The 19,634-nt window shown below is 35.4% G+C and carries 22 protein-coding genes and 1 pseudogene; 5 read left to right on the plus strand and 18 right to left on the minus strand.

Going from position 1 to position 19,634, the window contains the following annotated elements; translation table 11 throughout:
• The 6 genes and pseudogenes from G577_RS0103240 to G577_RS0103265 form a co-directional block, all read right to left on the minus strand.
• Positions 1 to 302, minus strand: a pseudogene (locus G577_RS0103240) (ISLre2-like element ISTeha1 family transposase); the annotation flags it as partial.
• A gap of 81 nt (positions 303 to 383) precedes the next feature.
• The gene (locus G577_RS0103245; RefSeq protein ID WP_028789940.1) at positions 384 to 800 is read right to left on the minus strand and encodes a MerR family transcriptional regulator; all 417 of its coding nucleotides are present in this window, start codon (positions 798 to 800) and stop codon (positions 384 to 386) included.
• A gap of 134 nt (positions 801 to 934) precedes the next feature.
• Positions 935 to 1,249, minus strand: a complete 315-nt coding sequence (locus G577_RS0103250; RefSeq protein WP_028789941.1) for a carboxymuconolactone decarboxylase family protein — start codon at positions 1,247 to 1,249, stop codon at positions 935 to 937.
• Positions 1,250 to 1,289: 40 nt separating this feature from the next.
• Complete coding sequence (locus G577_RS0103255) at positions 1,290 to 1,703, minus strand: cupin domain-containing protein (protein WP_028789942.1); 414 nt, start codon at positions 1,701 to 1,703, stop codon at positions 1,290 to 1,292.
• Complete coding sequence (locus tag G577_RS0103260; RefSeq protein ID WP_028789943.1) at positions 1,690 to 2,232, minus strand: flavodoxin; 543 nt, start codon at positions 2,230 to 2,232, stop codon at positions 1,690 to 1,692. Before G577_RS0103260 ends, G577_RS0103255 begins: the two co-directional genes overlap by 14 nt.
• A gap of 111 nt (positions 2,233 to 2,343) precedes the next feature.
• Positions 2,344 to 3,219 carry a LysR family transcriptional regulator gene (locus tag G577_RS0103265; protein WP_028789944.1) on the minus strand — a complete coding sequence of 292 codons (876 nt, stop codon included), beginning with the start codon at positions 3,217 to 3,219 and terminating at the stop codon, positions 2,344 to 2,346.
• Positions 3,220 to 3,486: 267 nt separating this feature from the next.
• On the opposite strand from G577_RS0103265, the gene G577_RS0103270 reads away from it, so the two are divergent.
• On the plus strand, positions 3,487 to 4,494 hold the full coding sequence (locus G577_RS0103270; protein ID WP_028789945.1) for a D-alanine--D-alanine ligase family protein: 1,008 nt from the start codon (positions 3,487 to 3,489) through the stop codon (positions 4,492 to 4,494).
• 112 nt (positions 4,495 to 4,606) lie between these two features.
• On the opposite strand, the gene G577_RS0103275 is transcribed toward G577_RS0103270, so the two are convergent.
• From G577_RS0103275 to map, 11 genes are all read right to left on the minus strand, one after another.
• Positions 4,607 to 6,313 (minus strand): ABC-ATPase domain-containing protein, encoded by a 1,707-nt coding sequence (locus tag G577_RS0103275; protein WP_028789946.1) that lies wholly within the window; start codon positions 6,311 to 6,313, stop codon positions 4,607 to 4,609.
• Between the two features lie 138 nt (positions 6,314 to 6,451).
• Entirely contained in the window at positions 6,452 to 6,676 is a 225-nt protein-coding gene (locus G577_RS0103280; protein WP_028789947.1) for a hypothetical protein, read from the minus strand.
• An 81-nt stretch (positions 6,677 to 6,757) separates the two neighbouring features.
• Positions 6,758 to 8,188 carry a signal recognition particle protein gene (gene ffh / locus G577_RS0103285; RefSeq protein WP_028789948.1) on the minus strand — a complete coding sequence of 477 codons (1,431 nt, stop codon included), beginning with the start codon at positions 8,186 to 8,188 and terminating at the stop codon, positions 6,758 to 6,760.
• Between the two features lie 17 nt (positions 8,189 to 8,205).
• On the minus strand, positions 8,206 to 8,544 hold the full coding sequence (locus tag G577_RS0103290) for a putative DNA-binding protein (protein ID WP_028789949.1): 339 nt from the start codon (positions 8,542 to 8,544) through the stop codon (positions 8,206 to 8,208).
• Between the two features lie 236 nt (positions 8,545 to 8,780).
• Entirely contained in the window at positions 8,781 to 9,956 is a 1,176-nt protein-coding gene (locus G577_RS0103295; RefSeq protein WP_028789950.1) for a pyridoxal phosphate-dependent aminotransferase, read from the minus strand.
• Between the two features lie 144 nt (positions 9,957 to 10,100).
• Positions 10,101 to 10,637 carry a prevent-host-death protein gene (locus G577_RS0103300; protein ID WP_028789951.1) on the minus strand — a complete coding sequence of 179 codons (537 nt, stop codon included), beginning with the start codon at positions 10,635 to 10,637 and terminating at the stop codon, positions 10,101 to 10,103.
• Positions 10,638 to 10,807: 170 nt separating this feature from the next.
• On the minus strand, positions 10,808 to 11,017 hold the full coding sequence (gene copZ / locus G577_RS0103305; RefSeq protein ID WP_028789952.1) for a copper chaperone CopZ: 210 nt from the start codon (positions 11,015 to 11,017) through the stop codon (positions 10,808 to 10,810).
• A 3-nt stretch (positions 11,018 to 11,020) separates the two neighbouring features.
• On the minus strand, positions 11,021 to 11,476 hold the full coding sequence (locus G577_RS0103310; RefSeq protein WP_028789953.1) for a CopY/TcrY family copper transport repressor: 456 nt from the start codon (positions 11,474 to 11,476) through the stop codon (positions 11,021 to 11,023).
• A 122-nt stretch (positions 11,477 to 11,598) separates the two neighbouring features.
• A complete protein-coding gene (locus tag G577_RS0103315; protein ID WP_028789954.1) occupies positions 11,599 to 12,735 on the minus strand; it encodes a glycosyltransferase family 4 protein in 1,137 nt (378 codons plus the stop codon).
• Between the two features lie 46 nt (positions 12,736 to 12,781).
• Complete coding sequence (locus tag G577_RS10965; RefSeq protein ID WP_051176615.1) at positions 12,782 to 13,654, minus strand: YihY/virulence factor BrkB family protein; 873 nt, start codon at positions 13,652 to 13,654, stop codon at positions 12,782 to 12,784.
• A gap of 15 nt (positions 13,655 to 13,669) precedes the next feature.
• Positions 13,670 to 14,434, minus strand: coding sequence for a type I methionyl aminopeptidase (gene map, locus G577_RS0103325; RefSeq protein ID WP_028789955.1), 765 nt, complete (start codon positions 14,432 to 14,434; stop codon positions 13,670 to 13,672).
• Positions 14,435 to 14,619: 185 nt separating this feature from the next.
• Between map and G577_RS0103330 the strand changes: the two genes are divergently transcribed.
• Positions 14,620 to 15,069: a flavodoxin gene (locus tag G577_RS0103330; protein ID WP_028789956.1), complete on the plus strand. Its 450-nt coding sequence runs from the start codon at positions 14,620 to 14,622 to the stop codon at positions 15,067 to 15,069.
• 45 nt (positions 15,070 to 15,114) lie between these two features.
• Here the strand turns inward: G577_RS0103330 and G577_RS0103335 are convergent, their stop codons facing one another.
• A complete protein-coding gene (locus tag G577_RS0103335; protein ID WP_028789957.1) occupies positions 15,115 to 15,705 on the minus strand; it encodes a TetR/AcrR family transcriptional regulator in 591 nt (196 codons plus the stop codon).
• A gap of 206 nt (positions 15,706 to 15,911) precedes the next feature.
• On the opposite strand from G577_RS0103335, the gene G577_RS0103340 reads away from it, so the two are divergent.
• The 3 genes from G577_RS0103340 to zwf all read left to right on the plus strand — a co-directional run bounded on the left by G577_RS0103340 (position 15,912) and on the right by zwf (position 19,570).
• Positions 15,912 to 17,147, plus strand: a complete 1,236-nt coding sequence (locus G577_RS0103340) for an aminopeptidase (protein ID WP_028789958.1) — start codon at positions 15,912 to 15,914, stop codon at positions 17,145 to 17,147.
• Positions 17,148 to 17,369: 222 nt separating this feature from the next.
• Positions 17,370 to 18,017, plus strand: coding sequence for a transcriptional regulator EfaR (efaR, locus tag G577_RS0103345; RefSeq protein ID WP_028789959.1), 648 nt, complete (start codon positions 17,370 to 17,372; stop codon positions 18,015 to 18,017).
• A gap of 32 nt (positions 18,018 to 18,049) precedes the next feature.
• Positions 18,050 to 19,570, plus strand: coding sequence for a glucose-6-phosphate dehydrogenase (zwf, locus tag G577_RS0103350; protein ID WP_028789960.1), 1,521 nt, complete (start codon positions 18,050 to 18,052; stop codon positions 19,568 to 19,570).
• Positions 19,571 to 19,634 lie beyond the last annotated feature (64 nt).

Consider the following 19,634-nt stretch of genomic DNA (forward strand, 5'->3'; position numbering starts at 1 on the left):
CCTTTTCGAATCCCTAGAAATTCATCTAAGGGATAACGAATGTCATTGGCTTGATTTTTCATTCGGCGACGAACATAGGTCACCGTGCCAAACAAAAAGGTGATGGTTCTTTCGCTTTTGCGGTCGACGCGAAAGCCTTCTTTCTTCCATTGGGCACAAATTTCTTCATCGAGCGTTTGAAAAGCTAGTTGGGTGATTGTCGCTATCAGTTGCGCAAAAAAAATCATCATGGCTCTTTCTCTTGCTAAAAAATTTCTTTCCTTCTTCATTACTTCCACTAAATCTGTTACAATAGAATCCATAAGAAACTGCCTTTATTCATTAGTGCCTGTCAGCCCAATGAATAGAGTAACGGTTTCTTTTTTATTCGTCTAGAGGAAACCTCAATAAATTTTACACTTAGTTAAGTCAAGTTCTTTTTGTGAGTCATTTAATTCTCTTTCATATAAGAGCAAATGCTCATCGTAACTATCAATCTTATTAGACAGCTGATTGATACTTTTATCAAGTTCTTCCCTTTTTTGGACTAAATTTTTTCTTTCTTTTTCCAAAATTTCCTTGCGCTTTTGTATTGTTTGATCGCCCTCTTGGAAAAGTTGGGTGTATGTTTTTAAAGACTCTACAGGAAGACCTACCTCCCTCATACACTTAATAAACTCAATCCAATTTATATCTATTTCAGAGTAATCACGAACACCACTACGGTCTCGATGAATAGGCGGGATTAACTTCATCATCTCATAATATCGAAGTGTTGATGGTGTTAGATTAAGTTTATCTGATACTTCGGAAATCTTCATTTATTGACCTCCTAAACTAATAAAAAAACCAATTTTAAAGCAGCTATAAAAACAAGTAAGCAATACTCAAACAGAAAATACCAAGTTCCATTTAAGTATTGCTTAGGTCAAATCACCAAAATAATGCTTGTCTTCTAATCATCAAAAATTTCTTTAGCTAGGCTGAATGCTGACCAAGCTTTAGGCCAACCAGTATAGAAAGCTAAATGCGTAATGACTTCCACGATTTCTTCTTTGGTTACCCCATTTTGTTTTGCCATGTTTAAATGCGCTTCTAATTGAGGCACCCCTTGGGTTAGTAGACTGGCTACAGTCACTAAACTCCGATCGCGAGGGGATAATTGTTCTTCTCGATCCCATACTTCACCAAATAGGACATCATCATTTAACGCCGCAAATTGAGGTGCAAAGTCTCCTAAATTGTCGCGTCCTGCCGTTTGTTTTGCCATAAATCCATTCCTCCTTTATTTCTTTTTAACATGCATCTTTTTATTTGTCTAACTGATCATAAATTTCATCAGAAACTGGTTCTAACCATTCGGGAGTGCCTGCTGTAATCGCAATATGTTCAAACCAGCTATCTTTGGTTGCGCCATGCCAATGCTTAACGCCGTCATGTGTCACAATCACATCGCCTGCTTGTAAGAATTGCGCTTCTTTTCCTTCTTCTTGATACCAACCTTCGCCACCGGTGACCAAAAGAATTTGATAACCATCGTGGTGAATGTGCCAGTTATTACGGCAACCAGGTTCAAAGGTCACATTGCCAACACCCACATTAACATCCGAATCTGTCACTAGAGGTTGCAAATAACTTTGTCCTACGAAATATTGCGCAAACGCTGTGTTTTTTTCGCCACTGGAAAAGATAATCCCATCTTTTACTTCTTCATTTTTTGCCATACTTTATCCCTCCATTTAATTTGTATTGAACAAGCCAGTTTTCAATTGCTATATCAACTCTAGACAGCCTAGACCCTCTATAAGGTAATCCTTTTTTAATAGTTGAATTTGGACATATGTTTTTTAGCTCAAATAGACTTCGACCAAATGCACTTCCCTCATGAGTACAAAAAGGATAAATGATTTGTTCCGAAAAATCATGATTTTCTAAAAAATGAGCGATGATTCTAGGAAATGAGCCGTCCCAATTAGGAAAACCAAGAAAAATTTCTTGCGAATTGTTTAAGACACTTTCATCGATAGGAAAATACTCAGGACGAAGTTCTTTTTCTCTCTCACTCTTAGCAACTTCTATCATTTCTTGATATTCTATCGGATAGCTTTTTTTAGGGACAATTTCCATTATTTCACCTTGAATTTTTTGGTGTAGCTTCTCAGCTAAAAATTCTGTATTTCCTTTTTCAAGATAAACAATTTCGCCATTTACAAAATTCTCATATTTTCTTGAAAAATAAACAATCACCGCCATCTGTGTTCACCAACCTAAAAAGCTATAAATTAAAAACTAATTTGTTCAAGTAACTTTAGCTTACAACTTTTGCGTTGTTTAGTCTAATGCTTAAGATGACACCCGGCATGCTTAAAAAGCATGCTTTATCTTTTCTAAAAAAGTGTCTATCGTAGGTGATAACATATTATTTTTGCGCCAAGCTAGCACACAGTTCGTTTTAATTTCTGGGAAAATGGGTAAAAATTTTAAAGTATTTAACATTCGATTTTTTACAGCGCCCTCAATGGTTAGAGCAAAACCAACTTTATTTTCTACTAAAGAAAAAACATTAAATATGAGATTGTAAGTCCCGATAATATTGAGCTGCTTATCTATGCCCGGCCAAGAAAAAAACATATTTTTAATAGCTGTTCTTGAAGGAATCATAAGCGGTAATCCGACTAAATCTTCTACATTAAGGTAATCTTGATTTGCTAAATAGGAATCCGTGGATACTAGTATTCCCCACCGTTCTTGTCTTGGGAAAATGATTTTTTCATACTTTTCTGTTGATATAGGTTCTAAAAGCAAGCCTAGATCCAACACCCCTTTGTCTAAACGCTCAAGTATATTATCTCCAGTACTACTAAAGATATCAAAATTCACTTGGGGATGCTCTGCAACCATTTCTTCTAAAAACATGGCTATAGTATCTGAATTCTCAGCCTCAACAGATCCAATAGAAATATTGCCACTTAATAGTTCTTGTGATTGATTTGCAAACTCTTGTTCTGTCTTATCGTGTATAGTTAAAATCTCTTCTGCTCTACGTTTAAGTAATATTCCGAATTTCGTCAAAAAAAGTTTATTATTTTCTCTAACAAATAGATCAGCGCCTAGATCCTCCTCTAGTTCTCTAATCTGTCTACTAAGGGTGGGTTGAGTAATATGTAACACTTTGGCAGCTTGTGTAATACTTTGCTCTTCAATAACTATTAAAAAATATCTCAACGTTCTTATTTCCATAAGCGCATCCCCTTGTTTGGTTTCTACAATTAATCATATATCAATTTCATAATTTTAGAAACTATAAATATCTAACCAAATAAAAATGGGAAGAATGAACTGCTTTTCCATTGTATATAACCTTTTCTATAGTGCAAACTAAATGACCACATATGCCAAAATAGCACAAAAATGAGTTCTTGCCAAAAAGCAAGCGAGCTGTTATTCTTTTTAAATACTAATTAATTAGGTTTCTTTATTATACGAAAACATTTGGAGGATAAATAATTGAGAATAGTCGTTTTAGCTGGTGGAAAAAGTGATGAGCATGATGTTTCGATGTCATCTGGAAGTATGATTGCTAACGCTTTGATTGCTAAAGGACATCAAGTACTTTTATTAGATTTATCGATGGATCTGCCTGATGTTTCAGATTTCGATACAGCTTACCAAAAATATAAAAAAGAGCAATATAGTGCAACGATTTTATCCACTTTTACAAAACAGCACGGCAAAGAAATCGGAGAAAATATTATCGAAATATGTCGTACAGCACAAATGACGTTTGTAGGCTTACATGGTGGCATAGGCGAAAATGGCAAATTAGCTGCATTATTCGATATTTATGATATTAAATATACCGGAACAGGCTATCAAGGCAGTTTACTAGCAATGAATAAACAAATTTCAAAAGAACTTTTGCGTTTTCATGGTTTTTTAACTGCTAACTGGAAAGTAATAACAAAAAATTATGAGCCTTCAACTATCAGCCTCCCTGCTGTCGTTAAACCGATAGATAATGGTTCTAGCATAGGTGTATCCCTAGTAAATCATTCGGACGATTTAAAAACAGCAGTAGAAGAAACATTAACCTATACGAATAATGGTAAACTTTTAATTGAAGATAAAATAGAAGGCAGAGAATTTTCAGTAGGGGTATTAGGAAAAAAAGTATTGCCCGTTATTGAAATTCGCCCTAAAAATGGGTTCTATGATTACACCAATAAATACCAACAAGGTTTAACTGAAGAAATAACACCCGCAGTTATTGCAAATGAAACAAAAATGAAGCTTCAGCATCTTGCAAAAGAAGTCCATGAACTCTTTTCATTAGAAGTATACTCACGAACGGATTTTCTCCTTTCAGACAGTGGAGATATTTTTATCATAGAAGCAAATTCTTTACCGGGAATGACGCCTACTAGTTTGTTCCCCCAAGAAGCACAGGCTGAAGGAATAGAGTACGAAGACTTGTGCCAAAAGATTATTGAATTGTCCATGCAGAAATCGTCATAGTTTTAGTCTTCAAAAAAACCAACGAACGTATTTAACAAAACATATGGTTCGTTGGTTTTTTGCTTCCACTATCTTTTTTTTGACAAAATTATTAAAAGCACACTTTTTCAATTTATTTCCGTATTTTTAACCCGCGATAACGATTCAACGCTGCACAAAATTCTTGTTTCCTTGGTAAGGCTAAATTACCTGGGTGTCCACTATAAGGAGAAATCGCATCTAACCCATTATCTTCAATATAGTTATACATCTGATCTGTCGCTTGAATGAGCGTCTTTTTTTCATCTAATATATGGTTTTGGAAGAAATCGATCATTCTAGCAATACAATTTGTCTGACTGTCGTCAACTAATTGCTCCAAACCAGAAATATCAATAGGATCGTGTCCATATAAAATTTTATGCCTTCCTTGTGCTTTTAAGCGTTGTTCTTTCCCCGAATGAGAAAAACTAGACTTTAAAGGAATTCTAGTAGGAATCCTACCAAATTCCTTCTGAGAAAATGCTTGTCTTTGATAACCTGTAGAATTTGCTATGGATTTAGCTGTATTTGTTACATCTTTTAGACAATATTCGTCCATCATAAGAATTTGATCAGCCACATCAAAATAATCTCCAGAACCACCTACTATAAGAATGGTAGAAACATTGAGTGTATCATATAGAGGCCTTACTTTATTCGTAAACGGGGTAATAGGTTCTTTTTCTGACGCTACTAATTCCTGCATGCGGCTATCTCGAATCATAAAGTTGGTAGCCGAAGTATCTTCATCGATCAATAGCAAAGAAGACTCTGCTTCTAAGGCTTCCACCACATTAGCAGCTTGCGAAGTGCTTCCACTAGCATTTTCCGTAGAAAATTGAGTCGTATCTTTTTTCCCAGGTAAATTATTAATAAACGCGCTAATATTAACCTTTTCTATACTTCGACCGTCTTCAGCACGTACTTTAACTGCATCCTGACGAGTAATAATCATTTCTCTTCCATCGCCTGCAATATGGTAATAACCCCCTCGTTCTAAAGCGTGTAATAGCGTAGATTTCCCATGAAAACCTCCCCCGACGATCAAACTAACACCTTCTGGAATGCCCATTCCAGTAATCGTTCGACCACTAGGCAAATGCATCTCAACAGTAAAATTTTCTGGACTCTTAAACACTACAGCATCTTTTAATGGCTTATCAGACACCCCACTACGACGTGGCAAAATCGAATCATTTGCTACAAAAGCTACCAAATTCCTGTGAGCTAATTCCTCTCTAATAAATACCTGGTCCAACATCAAGGTCACTTGTTGTTGTAAAGCCTTTTGATTCAAATTGCGATATAATAGAGACTGCTCAACGATTTGAGGTAATACATCCGTCAAAATACGGCTGGCTTCTTTCCCTAAAATTTTTCTACCAGCAGCTGGTAAGCCGACTTCAAAACGAGCTTCTATTTCATTTTCTTTAATTATTACAGAAGTTCGTTCCAAAATTTCTTGACCACAACGATCAATAAGAATCTTTCCGTTCGTACCAGACCCCTTAGTTTCCTTATTAAAAGGTTGAGCTTTTTCTCCAAATGTTCTTGTTAAAAAATCAGAAACAGCAATAGCTTTATCTTTAGTATCTAACCACTTAGCTGGAATACCTGCCGTTTCTCTTTTTATGTTTACTCGCATTTTAGATGGTGGCGCATAAGGATCAACTTGAATATGATCAACTGAAAGTTGAAAATTTCTAAACTGATAACTTCCTTGAAGCTTTTTATAAGCGCCATATTTTTGACCATCTAAAGATTTTAATAATCCTTCAAATTCTTTTGCGCTTTTCATGCAAAATCCCCTTCAAACTTTTTTCTTCATCATTTTAATAAAAATCTTTGTTCGATCCAAAAGCCTTGGTAGCCTGATCTTTTTATAATAGATAAAAATAACGAAACGATCAAAAGACCATTTCGTTATTTTTATCTATTATTCGTTCGAATTAGAATCGTTGCTACTATCTGAGTCGTCCTTTTGTTCGTCTACCTGTTTATTGATTTTTTCAGCTACTTTATCAGCAACTTCTTCTGCTTTATCTTTAGCTTTACCAAGACCTTGTTGCGCTTTGCCTTTGAGTTCTTCAGAACTATCGCCGGTTGCTTTTCCCTTAGCTTCGTTGAATTTTCCTTTTAAATTATCTTCATTTGCGCTCATATTATCTTCTCCTCTCTTGGTATTTTCATAATATCATGGTTCTTTTCCTAGAACAAACAAAAACCACTCGAACTTTCTTTGTTACGTTTTCTTTTTCTTCTTTTTTTTCTTTTTCTTGGTCTTTTTCATGGAACGATTCATGGCCATTTTACCAATCTTACCTTTGACGCCACCGCCAAGCATTTGCTCCATACCAGGAATATTCTCCATGTTTCCTTTCGACATTTGTTGCATCATCTTGCGCGATTCTTTAAACTGTTTGATCATGCGATTGACTTCAACCACACTATTTCCAGAACCTGCAGCAAGTCGCCGTCTCCGACTTGGATTCAATAATTCCGGATCTTCTCGTTCTGCAGGTGTCATCGAATAGACCATTGCTTTTTTTCGCTCAATATCTTTTGGATCAAGTTGCATATTTTCAATGCCAGACATTTCATTCATCCCTGGAATCATCTTCATGATATCTTCCATTGAGCCCATACCAGATAACTGGTCCATTTGGTCAATAAAATCATTAAAATCAAACGTATTTTCCCGCATCTTTTCGGCCATCTCTTCGGCCTTTTTCTCATCATAATCTTGTTGGGCTTTTTCAATCAATGTTAACATATCGCCCATGCCTAATATGCGACTAGACATACGGTCCGGATGGAAAACTTCTATATCGCTTAATTTTTCTCCAGTTCCCGTAAATTTAATAGGAGCGCCAGTTACTGAACGAATAGATAACGCAGCACCACCACGAGTATCTCCGTCTAGTTTAGTTATAACAACTCCAGAAGTCCCTAGTTGTTCATTAAAACTTTCAGCGACATTGACTGCATCTTGACCAGTCATAGCATCCACAACTAATAATGTTTCATTGGGTTGAGCCACTTCTTTAATATTTTGTAACTCTTGCATCAATGCTTCATCTACGTGCAACCGTCCAGCAGTATCAATCAATACATAGTCATTTTTCTTTTCATGAGCCAACTCCATCCCCTCGCGAACAATATCTACAGGGTTCGCTTCCGTTCCACGATCATATACCGGAACAGATAACTGCTGACCTAATACTTTTAATTGATCCACCGCTGCTGGCCGATAAACGTCACCTGCAATCATCATAGGTCGTGCGTTCTCATTTTTCATCAGATGATTCGCTAATTTCCCAGCAAAAGTCGTCTTTCCTGCACCTTGTAAGCCAACCATCATGATTACTGTTGGAATTTTAGGTGCTTTATTAAGCCCTACTGCTTCAGAGCCGAGGGTCTTAGTAAGTTCTTCATCTACAATTTTAACAATTTGTTGTGCAGGAGATAAGCTTTCTAATACATCGGCTCCTACTGCACGTTCTCGTACATTTTTAGTAAATTCTTTCACTACTTGTAGGTTAACGTCTGCTTCTAACAAAGCTAGACGGATTTCGCGCATCATTTCTTTTACGTCAGATTCTGAAATTTTTCCTTTTTTGCGTAATTTTTTCATCGCTTGTTGCAAGCGATCAGTTAAACTTTCGAATGCCATATTTTATTCCTCTTTCTTTATTCATCAATTTCTTGAAGATCACGGACAAGGTTGGTTAACGTTTCATCTGTTGGATAACTTTCTTCTATGTACTCAGCTAACTGGTCCAATAGTTCATTTCGAACTCTATAATCAGAATACATGGACAATTTATACTCATAATCTTCTAAAATCTTTTCTGTTCGTTTTATATTATCATATACTGCTTGACGGCTGACATCAAATTCCTCGGAAATTTCCCCTAAGGAAAAATCATCTGCATAATACAGCTCCATATAATTCATTTGCTTTTTAGTTAATAAAGTGGCGTAGAATTCAAAAAGTGCATTCATACGGTTTGTTTTTTCAATTTCCATCCTTTTCATCTCCGCCTATATATTCTTACGCTTCAATTATCACTCTAAACAACTTATAAAAAGTTCTTTTTAAAATCGATTCTAATTATACCATTTTATGAACGCTTGACATAGCCCTTTTACTGATTCCTATAAATTTGAAAAAGACATTTACTCACAAAAAGAATCGAACAATCTACATTTACTTTCAATAAATATAAAATCGCTCGATTCTAGCTTTTTATACGCTCATTAATTTAATTTTTATTGTTCTCCATATAATGTTTCATCCGTTTCAATGCTTCTTCTAGATCTTCCATACTAGCCGCATAGCTAAGGCGTATATAGCCTTCGCCTCCCACACCAAAAGCAGCTCCAGGTATAACGGCTAAACTTTCTTTTTCTGCAAGATCTACACAAAAAGCCATTGAATCCTGTATATAACCTGAGGGAATTTTAGCAAAAATATAGAAAGCCCCTGTAGGTTTAGCTAACTCAAAACCTAAATTTTGTAATTTCTCATACACAAAGTCGCGACGTTTTTGATACTCTTCTCTCATTGGTAAAGCATCATCAATCCCATTAGACAAAGCATTAATGGCAGCTACTTGAACTGCTGAAGCAGCTGAAGTAACTAAATACTGATGCGTTTTAATAATTTGTTTCGTTAACTCTTCCGGAGCAAAAATTAAGCCCAAACGCCAACCTGTCATTGCATGAGACTTAGATAGCCCATTAAGTGGAATCGTTTGCTCACGTGCATATTCAGCAATTGAGACATGCTCACCTTCATAAGTTAACTCACTATAAACTTCATCGCTAATAACAAATACTGGATATTTTTTTACAACTTCAGCAATCGCTTGAACTTCTTCTCTTGAATAAGTCACTCCAGTAGGATTACTAGGATAATTAAGTATGATCGCTTTAACTTGATCTCCATATTTTTGTAAAGTTTCTTCTAGTACTTCTGGAGAAAGAACAAAATCGTTCAAGCTTGTATCAATGTAAATCGGCTCAGCACCACTTAATGTAATGATTGGTTCATAACCAGGAAAAATAGGAGAAGGCACGATCACTTTATCACCAGCTTCCAATACGCTAATCAAACTGGCAGAAATCCCTTCTGTAACCCCTACAGTGACTAATACTTCTGATTGAGAATTATAAGATAAATTATATTTATCATGAACAAACTTAGAAGCGGCTTTTCTTAAATCCAAAAGCCCGGACATCCCTGTATAATGACTATAATTTTGCTCGATTGCAGAAATTCCAGCTTGTTTCACATGTTCTGGGGTATTAAAATCTGGCTCACCTAATGTTAATTTTAACATATTAGGGATATTGGAAACACGTTCATCAAATTGTCGAATCATGGACACCTCAATTTGATCTAAACGTGAATTAAATCTTTGTGTAACGTCTACCATTTTTATCATTCCTTTAACATAAACTTACAAATCTAATTGTTATTATCCTAACATAACTTAAAAAGCTAGAAAATTCAAAAGTTTCTCACGATTTTTTGAATTTTAAAAATGGCTGAAAGAAAACTATCCAGCCATTTTTAAATTTTATTTCAAATAAATTCTTTCTATGTTTATATGGTCAAGCAAACGAGCCTTTTTATCTTGTTCGCCTAGAACCTCGGCAATAACGTTTTTGCCAGATACCTTTTGTCGTGATTGATATACAATTTTTCCTGATTGTTTCAATTCATTAAGCATATCTGTTACACCACCAAAGCCCGTTTTTCTAGTAATGAAACCATGAGATACCATTCGTTCATCCAACGTTTTTGCTGAAATACTTGTTTCACTCATTAGATTTTCTTGCAGTTGTTGATATAACTCTTCTAAACCTGTATCAACAACTCTTTTTTCTATTATTTCAGGTGATTTTGACAACACATTTCCCTTACCATGTAAATCATCTAATTCTTGTACCAAGGCTTCGTATTGCTCTTGAGTTAGCATCACACCCGCTACTTTCTCCCGATTAAAAACATATACAGCCGTTCCTGCCTGTTTCGCTTGTTCAAATACCTCCATTGGTGAACGTTTCACTTCGGTAATGGAAGTCGTCGGAACTTCAAGCTTTTTTAGTTCCATTGTACTCCCCCTCTCATCAATTGTATTATAGCATAATAATTTCACCAGTTCACAATTTCAAATAGTAAAAATAAACACAAAAACAACAATCGCTTTGTAGAAAGACTCTTTTTGTTTAATAAAAAAAGCAGGCATTTTATCCCCTGCTTTAATTTATTAAGCTTATTAAATTACATAAGTTTCGCTGTATAACCTGTATCAATGATCTTTTTGGCAATTTGATTACTATCTATTTGTGTATCATCAAATTTAACTACTCCATTTTTACGTTTTAAATGAATACTTACCTTTTGAATTCCAGGTAATTCATTAATTGCTTTTTCAATGCTAGTAACACAATGGTTACAGTTCATATCTTCAATGGAAAACTTTTGTTTCATTCATCATTCCCCCATTTCATCTTCTTTGCATATACATTGTCCAGGGATGCAATTACAAGCAACGTCTGTTACTGGTGATTTTTTCAATAGAGCATCTTCAATATTATCAATATCTTCTTGAGATAACTCAGCTTCTGAAATCATATCTGCAATCGTACTTCCTACTTTTTTGGCACATATGTGTGAAAAGATGTTTTCTGTAGCACTACGCACCGTTTGCTCTTCGGTAACTTTTGCAGAATAAACGAACTTCTTTCCGGATTGTTCCGTTTGTAAGACATCTTTTTTGACCAATCTACCGAGTAATGTTTTTATGGTTGCTAATTTCCATCCTTTAGAGTGGCTTAATAAGTTATTGATTGTTTTAGCGTCTGTTTTCCCCTTGGTCCAAACAACACGCATAACTTCCCATTCGGAATCACTGATTTTTATCGGTTCCGATTCTACCAAGGTGTTCATAAAAACAGCCCCTTTCTCATACAATAAGTTTACAACTGTAATCATAATTTGTCAAAAAAACTATTTTTTTCTTCATAATAGTTAAAATAAAAGTTGGAAGTTAGTGATTTAACTTCCAACTTTTATTTTTTTTCATGTTTATTTTTATGTTTTGTTTTTTTTAACACATTTTGGCGATACCTACGATTACCCACAAATTTCAGTGTTCTCATTAATGGTTGGCGGTTTTCTCCTACTAATCCGATTAACTCAATAAATAATTCTAATCCAAACAAAGTACTTATCACCAATAAAACAATTGCCCAAGCACTAGCGTAGTTCATCAATAAAGCAATCATAGCAAATACCATCGCTAGCGCGTAAATTGTAAGTACAGCACCCCGATGAGTAAAACCTAATGAAAGCAAACGGTGATGAAGATGCATTTTATCTGCAGAAGAAATCGGCTTTTTATTAAAATAACGACGCAACATCGCATAAACGGTATCAGTAATTGGCACTCCTAAAATAAACATCGGAGTCAATACTGAAATAAATGTCGCATTTTTTAACCCTTGTAAAGAAAAAACCGAAATCATAAAGCCTAAAAATAAAGCTCCTGTATCTCCTAAATAAATCGCTGCTGGATGAAAGTTATAAGGGAAGAAACCGGTAATCGCAGCAACCAAAGAAAAAATCATAATCGCTAACGGTACGCCGTTGGTAGGTAAAAAGAAATAACTAGTCAAACCAATAGTGACCAAAGCAATAACTGCCACACCACAAGCAAGGCCATCTAATCCATCAATCAAATTTACCGCATTAGTAATAGCTAAAATCCAGATAAGAGTCATTGGAAGACGTAACCAATCAAGTTGGAAAGAACCAACAAAAGGAATAGAAAGAGTGTCAATCCCAATGTCGCCTATAAAGTATACCACTAAAGAAGCAAAAATAATGCCTAATGTTTTTTGGGCGGGAGTGATTTCATAGATATCATCCATTAAACCTGTTAATACGATAACAAAGGCAGCTATCAGCATAGGCCACACTCGTTGCGAGTCTAAAGTATTGTTAAATTCCCACAAAACAGCTACTGTAAATGAAATAAAAATACTTAAGCCACCAGCAGTAGGCATCGTCTTATTATTAACACGACGTTCGTCAGGGCGATCCACTGCTCCGATTTTAAAAGATAATAATTTTAACAACGGAGTTAAAATTACTGACAAGAACATTGTCGCAATTAATTTTAATATGAATTGAAAAGTAAATCCCATTCGCCTTGCTCGCTTTCATTCAACTTTTTCAGTGCTTGAACATTTTTTATTTATCAGATATCTCGTTTGCCTGTAGTTTACCATGATAAAATTCTTCCATTGAAGCATTCAACACACTACCTAAGATAATGATCATTGCTGCGAAATTTAGCCATAACATCAACACGACAAAACTCCCGATAATTTGGTATCCACTCACGGTTGTGGCAAAAAATCTCGCATAAAGTCCAAATACTTGCGATAATAACATCCAACCCACCGTTGCAAAGACTGCGCCTGGCAGAATTGAAGCTATCTTCATTTTGATATTTGGCACCATCCAATAAATAATTGCCATTAATAAGAATAAGGCTACAAAAGTAAGCGGCCATTTTACTGTTTGGAACACATTTAAAAAGGAATCAGGAATTTGGAAAATCGGCTGTATGGCATCTAAAAGAACTTGGCCCACTCCAATAATAAGAGATAAAGCAACCATCGCAAACAAAAAGACAATCAAAACAAGGACAGAAAGAACTCTAGCCACAATGCCGGCTCGTTGCTCAACACCTAAACTCTTGTTCATCGCTTTTTGTAAAGCATTAATACTCTTGCTTGCAGACCAAATAGTTGTAAGAGCTGAAATAGACAGTAGGCCTCCAGAGCTTTGTGTCAATAAATCTTCAATTGCCGGCCCCAAAAAACGATAAATAGTCCCAGGAATAATTTCTTGAATATAAGGTAAAACCGAATCAGGATCAATGTTTAGGAAAGGAAGTATATTTCCCACAGTAATCAGTAATGGAAAAAGAGATAATAATAAATAATAAGCTACTACAATAGAGTATGTAGTGAACTCTGAAACCTTAACTCTTTCTTTTAAAATATTAAAAAATCTCGAAAAACCCTTCTGGTCATTAACTGCTTCCTTTTTACTCATCGCCTTCTCCTTTTGCTAATATGTTCCTTCTGTACCTTGCGAAGTTAAAATACGTGGCCCTTCCTTAGTAATAGCTAGACTGTGTTCATATTGACAACTCAATCCGCCATCTTGTGTATAAGCAGTCCAACCATTGGAATCCATCTTCATTTCCCAAGTACCTGTATTAACCATTGGTTCAATCGTGATAACCATACCTTCTTTTAGACGCAAACCTTTGCCTTTATGCCCATAATGAGGAACAGCAGGCTCTTCATGAATCGTAGGACCAATTCCGTGTCCAATAAAATCACGCACGATCCCGTAGCCTTCACCTTCCACATAGGTCTGGATCGCATGTCCTATATCTCCAATACGATTACCAACTTGTGCTTGTTCAATACCAAGATATAAAGCTTTTTTCGTAACTTCCATTAAACGCTTGACTTCATCAGAAGGCTGTCCAACAACATAAGCCCAACAAGAATCAGAAACAGCCCCTTTTAAATCTACACACATATCAACTTTAATCAGATCTCCTTCTTTTAATGGCCTTTTTCGTGGAAAACCATGACAGATCTCATCATTAATACTCGTACAAGTTGCATATTCATACCCTTCGAAACCAATTTGTGCTGCAATTCCCCCATGACTTTCAATATAGTCTCGGGCAAATTCTTCGATATCCCAACTGCTCACTCCTGGTTTAATAAATGCTCGTAATTGTTTATGTACATCAGCTAGTAGGGCACCAGATTCATCCATACTATCAACTTCTCTTTTTGATTTTAACGTAATCATTTCCTTATCTCCTTTATTGAAATCTTACTTATTTTACCACAACACCCTCTTTTTTTCCAAATTTCATAGGTGAAAAGCTATGGGCTTATTATTTCTTTTTATCACTTATTTTGCTATAATGATAAATAATCAAATAAAAAATAATGCCTCTTTACCTATATAGTATAAATATCAAGGAGGAACTTATGCCTTTAGCAAAAATTATTTATGGTAGCTTAACAGGAAATACCGAGGAAATGGCGGATATTGTTTGTGAAGCTTTAGAAAAATTAGACATCGAAGTAGAAATCGATGAATGTACTCAGGTGGAAGCTTCTGAATTTACCAATGCAGATATCTGCATTGTCGGAGCCTATACTTACGATGAAGGAACCATCCCTGAAGAAATGCTCGATCTTTATGAAGATTTACAAGAATTAAACCTTAACGGTAAAGTATTTGGTGTATGTGGTTCAGGAGATACATTTTATGAACACTACGCAACAGCAGTAGACAAATTCGAGGAGGCTTTTCTAGCAGCAGGAGCCAAAAAAGGTACAGAAAAAATCAAGGTAGATCTAGCTGTAGAAAAAGAAGACATTCAACAACTAGAAGCCTTTGCTTCGCAATTAGTTACTACATACCAAACAATATAAGAAAAAAGCAAGAGCACTCACTAAAAAGAATGTCCTTGCTCTTTTTTAATGGAATTTAAAGTCTGAAAAAATTTGGTTTAACCTATCTTCGTTACTTGTCAAGTTTTTAATAGCTTCAGTTAATAAAGTGGTAATTTCCTCGTCTGAAGGTTTCATTATATTTGCAGAAGTCAAAGCAGCAAGACCGGTCACTATAATCCAAAAACCTGTATACAAAGCAGAAAGCTTATCTTGTGGTAAGTCTTTATACTCGGGTTCTTGTTGTGCAAGGTTGACAAAATAATCGAAAGAAAACTTTTGAATTGAACTGTCTTCCAAATTTTCTTCTAAATATAAGGCCTTATACAATTGCTTTTCTTTAGTAGCAAACTTAATATAGTTAAACCCTAAATCAACTAACTTATCTCCAGTTTGTTCTTTTGGAAGAACTTCAGCAGAAAGATAGTCAAATATTTCTTTAAGCAATTCTTGCTTTAAATCTTCCATGTTTTTGAACTCTAAATAAATTGGCTGTGTGGAACATTTCATTTTGGCCGCAATATTACGCGCAGTAAACTTAGAAAAACCCTCTTTTGCAACAACTTCGTAAGCCGCCTCTAAAATTTGATTTCTAGTAATCGTTTTCTTTCTTGCCATATATTCCTGCCTCCTTAAATGATTATACCGTTATTTATCATTTTATTTATTTTACCATTTTTTTTCACTAAAGCAAAATAACAAGTAAACTTCTTTATTTTTTTAAAGTAAACATTAAAAAAGGGGCCCGCTTTACTACTTCCAACAAGTTGTTTCTGTTTTATCTTAGTGTTATTATACTAAAGTATACAAAGGAGGAAAGAAATATGGATCTAGCAAAATTTGAAGAAAATTTAAACAAATACGCTCAATTAATCGTAGAGGTTGGCATCAATGTCCAACAATCACACACCGTTGTGTTACAAATTAGCGTCGAACAAGCCCAATTAGCACGTTTGATTACTAAAAAAGCTTATGAGCTTAAAGCTGCTGAAGTTATTGTAGAGTGGTCAGACGAAGAAATTCAAAAAGAATTTTTAACAAACGCAGCATTTGATCGGATACAAAATTTCCCTCAATATAAAATTCAACAAGCTAATGAATGGATCGAAAAAGGAGCAAGCCGCATTTCAGTAATATCTTCTGATCCACAGGCCTTAGCAGACGTTGACAGCCAACGTGTAGCTGCTTATCAAAAAGCAGCCGGCAAAGGGTTAATCAATTTACGTAAAGCAACTCAGTCAAATAAAGTGAGCTGGACAGTTGTTGCAGCAGCAGGAGAAAATTGGGCTAAAAGAGTGTTTCCTGAATTATCAACAGATGAAGCTGTAAAAACGCTTTGGGAAGAAATATTCAAAACAACTCGCGTCGATCGTAAAGACCCTATTGCTGCTTGGAAAGAACATGACGAAGCCTTAGAGAAAAAAGCCGATACATTAAACCAACAACAGTTTGCCGCTCTTCACTATCAAGCTCCTGGAACAGATTTAACAATAGGTCTACCAGAAAATCATTTGTGGGAAGGCGCAGGTAGTTTTAATTCAAGAGGAGAAAAATTTATTGCAAATATGCCAACCGAAGAAGTATTTACTGCTCCTGATAGTCAAAAAGTGAATGGTGTTATTGCAAGTACAAAACCATTAAGCTATGCCGGAACAATTATTTCCGGAATGAAATTTACTTTTGAAAATGGAAAAGTTGTAGATTTTTCAGCGGAAAAAGGACAAGATGTATTAGAACAACTGTTAGAAACTGACGAAGGAGCTAAATACCTAGGCGAAGTTGCATTAGTGCCTGATCCTTCTCCTATCTCTCAATCAGGCATTATTTTTTTCAACACCTTGTTTGACGAAAATGCCTCCAATCACTTAGCACTGGGATCTGCGTATGCCTTCAACTTACAAGGTGGTACTGAAATGGATGAACAAGAACTTGAGGAACGGGGGTTAAATTCGAGTCAGACACATGTTGATTTCATGGTAGGTTCGAATCAAATGTCTATTGATGGTATAAAAAAAGATGGAACAGTTATTCCAGTTTTTCGTAATGGCGACTGGGCGTAATTAAATTTCTAATAGGGGCGAAGATAGGTCTTTTTCGACGATATTTCATCAAGTAAACATCCAAGTCAATTTGTTATTGTAAAATATGTTTATGTGTGAATACATTATGGTTAGAAAATGCTGTCTAAGCCTCTTTTTCTATCTTTTGCATCATAAGTTTTTTACATAGTAAAAAAAGCAAATTTTTGATAAAATCAATTTTATATAGAAGGGATGAAAACAATGACCCCAAATCGTGAAGATTACCTCAAGCTTATTTTAGAATTAGGTGGTGATCAAGTAAAAATCAATAATAAACAAATCGTTTCAGGTTTGGTAGTATCTCCCGCTTCCGTTAGTGAAATGATTACGAAATTAGTAAAAGAAAAACTTGTCGAACACACTCCCTATCAAGGCGTCCAATTGACAACTACCGGCTTAAAAAAAGCCAGTGCGCTTGTGAGACGTCATCGACTTTGGGAAGTTTTTTTAGTTGAACATTTAAAATATAGCTGGAATGAAGTACATGATGATGCTGAAGTCCTTGAGCATGTTACCTCTGAAACTCTGGCTGATCATTTAGACGACTATTTAGAGCATCCAAGTTATTGCCCGCATGGAGGAATGATTCCTAAAATAGATCAATTAGTCCATGAGAAAAAAAGAGAAAAACTCAGTGATTACCCAGTAGGAGCAAAAATTCGAATTGCTCGTGTTCTTGATGAACGTGAGCTATTAGACTATCTAGTTTCTATTGACTTAGTCATCAATGAAGAGTATACAATTACTGACATAGCTGCCTATGAAGGAGATATTACTCTTAAAAACCAAAAGAAAACCGTACAAGTAAGCTATAAAGCAGCAGATACTATATTTGTTGATAAGCTTTAATGGTTACTTTTTTATTCAAAGGAGTGAAAAAAATGGATCAAAAAAATGTATTGTTTACCATTTTCGGAGGAACAGGTGACTTAGCAAGACGCAAATTATACCCTTCCTTATTTCGTTTGTATCAGAAGGGAAATTTAGGCGAAGATTTCGCTGTCATTGGTACAGCACGTCGCCCATGGAGTGATGAAACGTATCACGAAGTAATCAAAAGCTCTATCGCTAGCTTCCAGCCATCAAACAAGGAGGCAGAAGATTTTGCTTCCCATTTTTATTATCAATCTCATAATGTTAAAGATACACAACATTATGACGCATTAAAAAAATTAAGCGATGAATTAGATGAGAAATACAGTATTCAAGGAAACCGGATTTTTTATCTAGCCATGTCTCCAAATTTTTTTGGTACGATTGTCTCCCACCTAAAATCTCAAGGATTACTTAATACAAATGGTTACCATCGTGTCATTATCGAAAAACCATTTGGCAATGACTATCAATCAGCGGCTGACTTAAATGATGAAATTAATCAAGTTTTTACTGAAGAAGAAATTTATCGTATCGATCATTACTTAGGGAAAGAAATGATTCAAAATATTTCAGCCATTCGCTTTGCTAATTTGATTTTTGAATCGATTTGGAATAATCGATACATTGATAACATTCAAATTAGTTTAGCTGAAGACGTAGGCGTTGAAGAACGTGGCGGCTACTATGATAAAAGCGGCGCTCTAAAGGATATGGTACAAAATCATATATTACAAATGCTATCATTACTAGCAATGGAACCCCCAGTTGCTTTTTCGGAAAAAGAAATTCGTACAGAAAAAATTAAAGCTTTAGAATCCATTCGCATGTTTTCTGAAGAAGAAGTACGAAAGAACTTTGTACGCGGACAATATGTTGCCGGAGAAATTGGTGATGATCAGTTCCGAGGTTACCGAGAAGAAGAAAATGTAGATGAAAATTCATTAACGGAAACTTTTGTTGCGGGTAAGTTTTTAATCGATAACTTCCGTTGGTCCGGAGTTCCTTTTTATGTACGTACTGGTAAACGACTAACAGAAAAAGGAACTCGTATTAACGTAGTCTTCAAACAAGTACCTGTAAATGTTTTTAAAGATTCTGTCACTGGTCCTTGCGATCAAAAAAGCCTAGCTCCTAATATTTTAACCATTTATATCCAACCAACAGAAGGTTTTTCACTAACTTTAAATGGCAAAGAAATTGGTCAAGGATTCCAAACAGATCCGATAAAATTAGAGCATCGTAATAGTTCCGATATTATCGAAAATACGCCAGAAGCTTATGAAAAATTGTTACTCGACGCTTTAAATGGAGACGGAACAAACTTTACTCATTGGGACGAAGTCGCTCAGTCTTGGAAAATTGTAGATCGCATTCGAGAAACATGGGATAAAGATCAACAAACACCTCCTGGCTATCGAGCTGGAACAATGGGACCTGATGAAGCCTACCAATTACTCGAAAAAGAAGGACGCCATTGGGTTTGGGAACCAGATGAATGGTACCGCCAGCGAGGCTTATTAAAATAGCAAAAATACCAAAGAGCTAAAGTAAATTTTTTATAATAAAAATACCCGAACTATATAGAGAAGA

The organism is Tetragenococcus muriaticus DSM 15685, from assembly GCF_000423785.1.
GTDB classification, from domain to species: domain Bacteria; phylum Bacillota; class Bacilli; order Lactobacillales; family Enterococcaceae; genus Tetragenococcus; species Tetragenococcus muriaticus.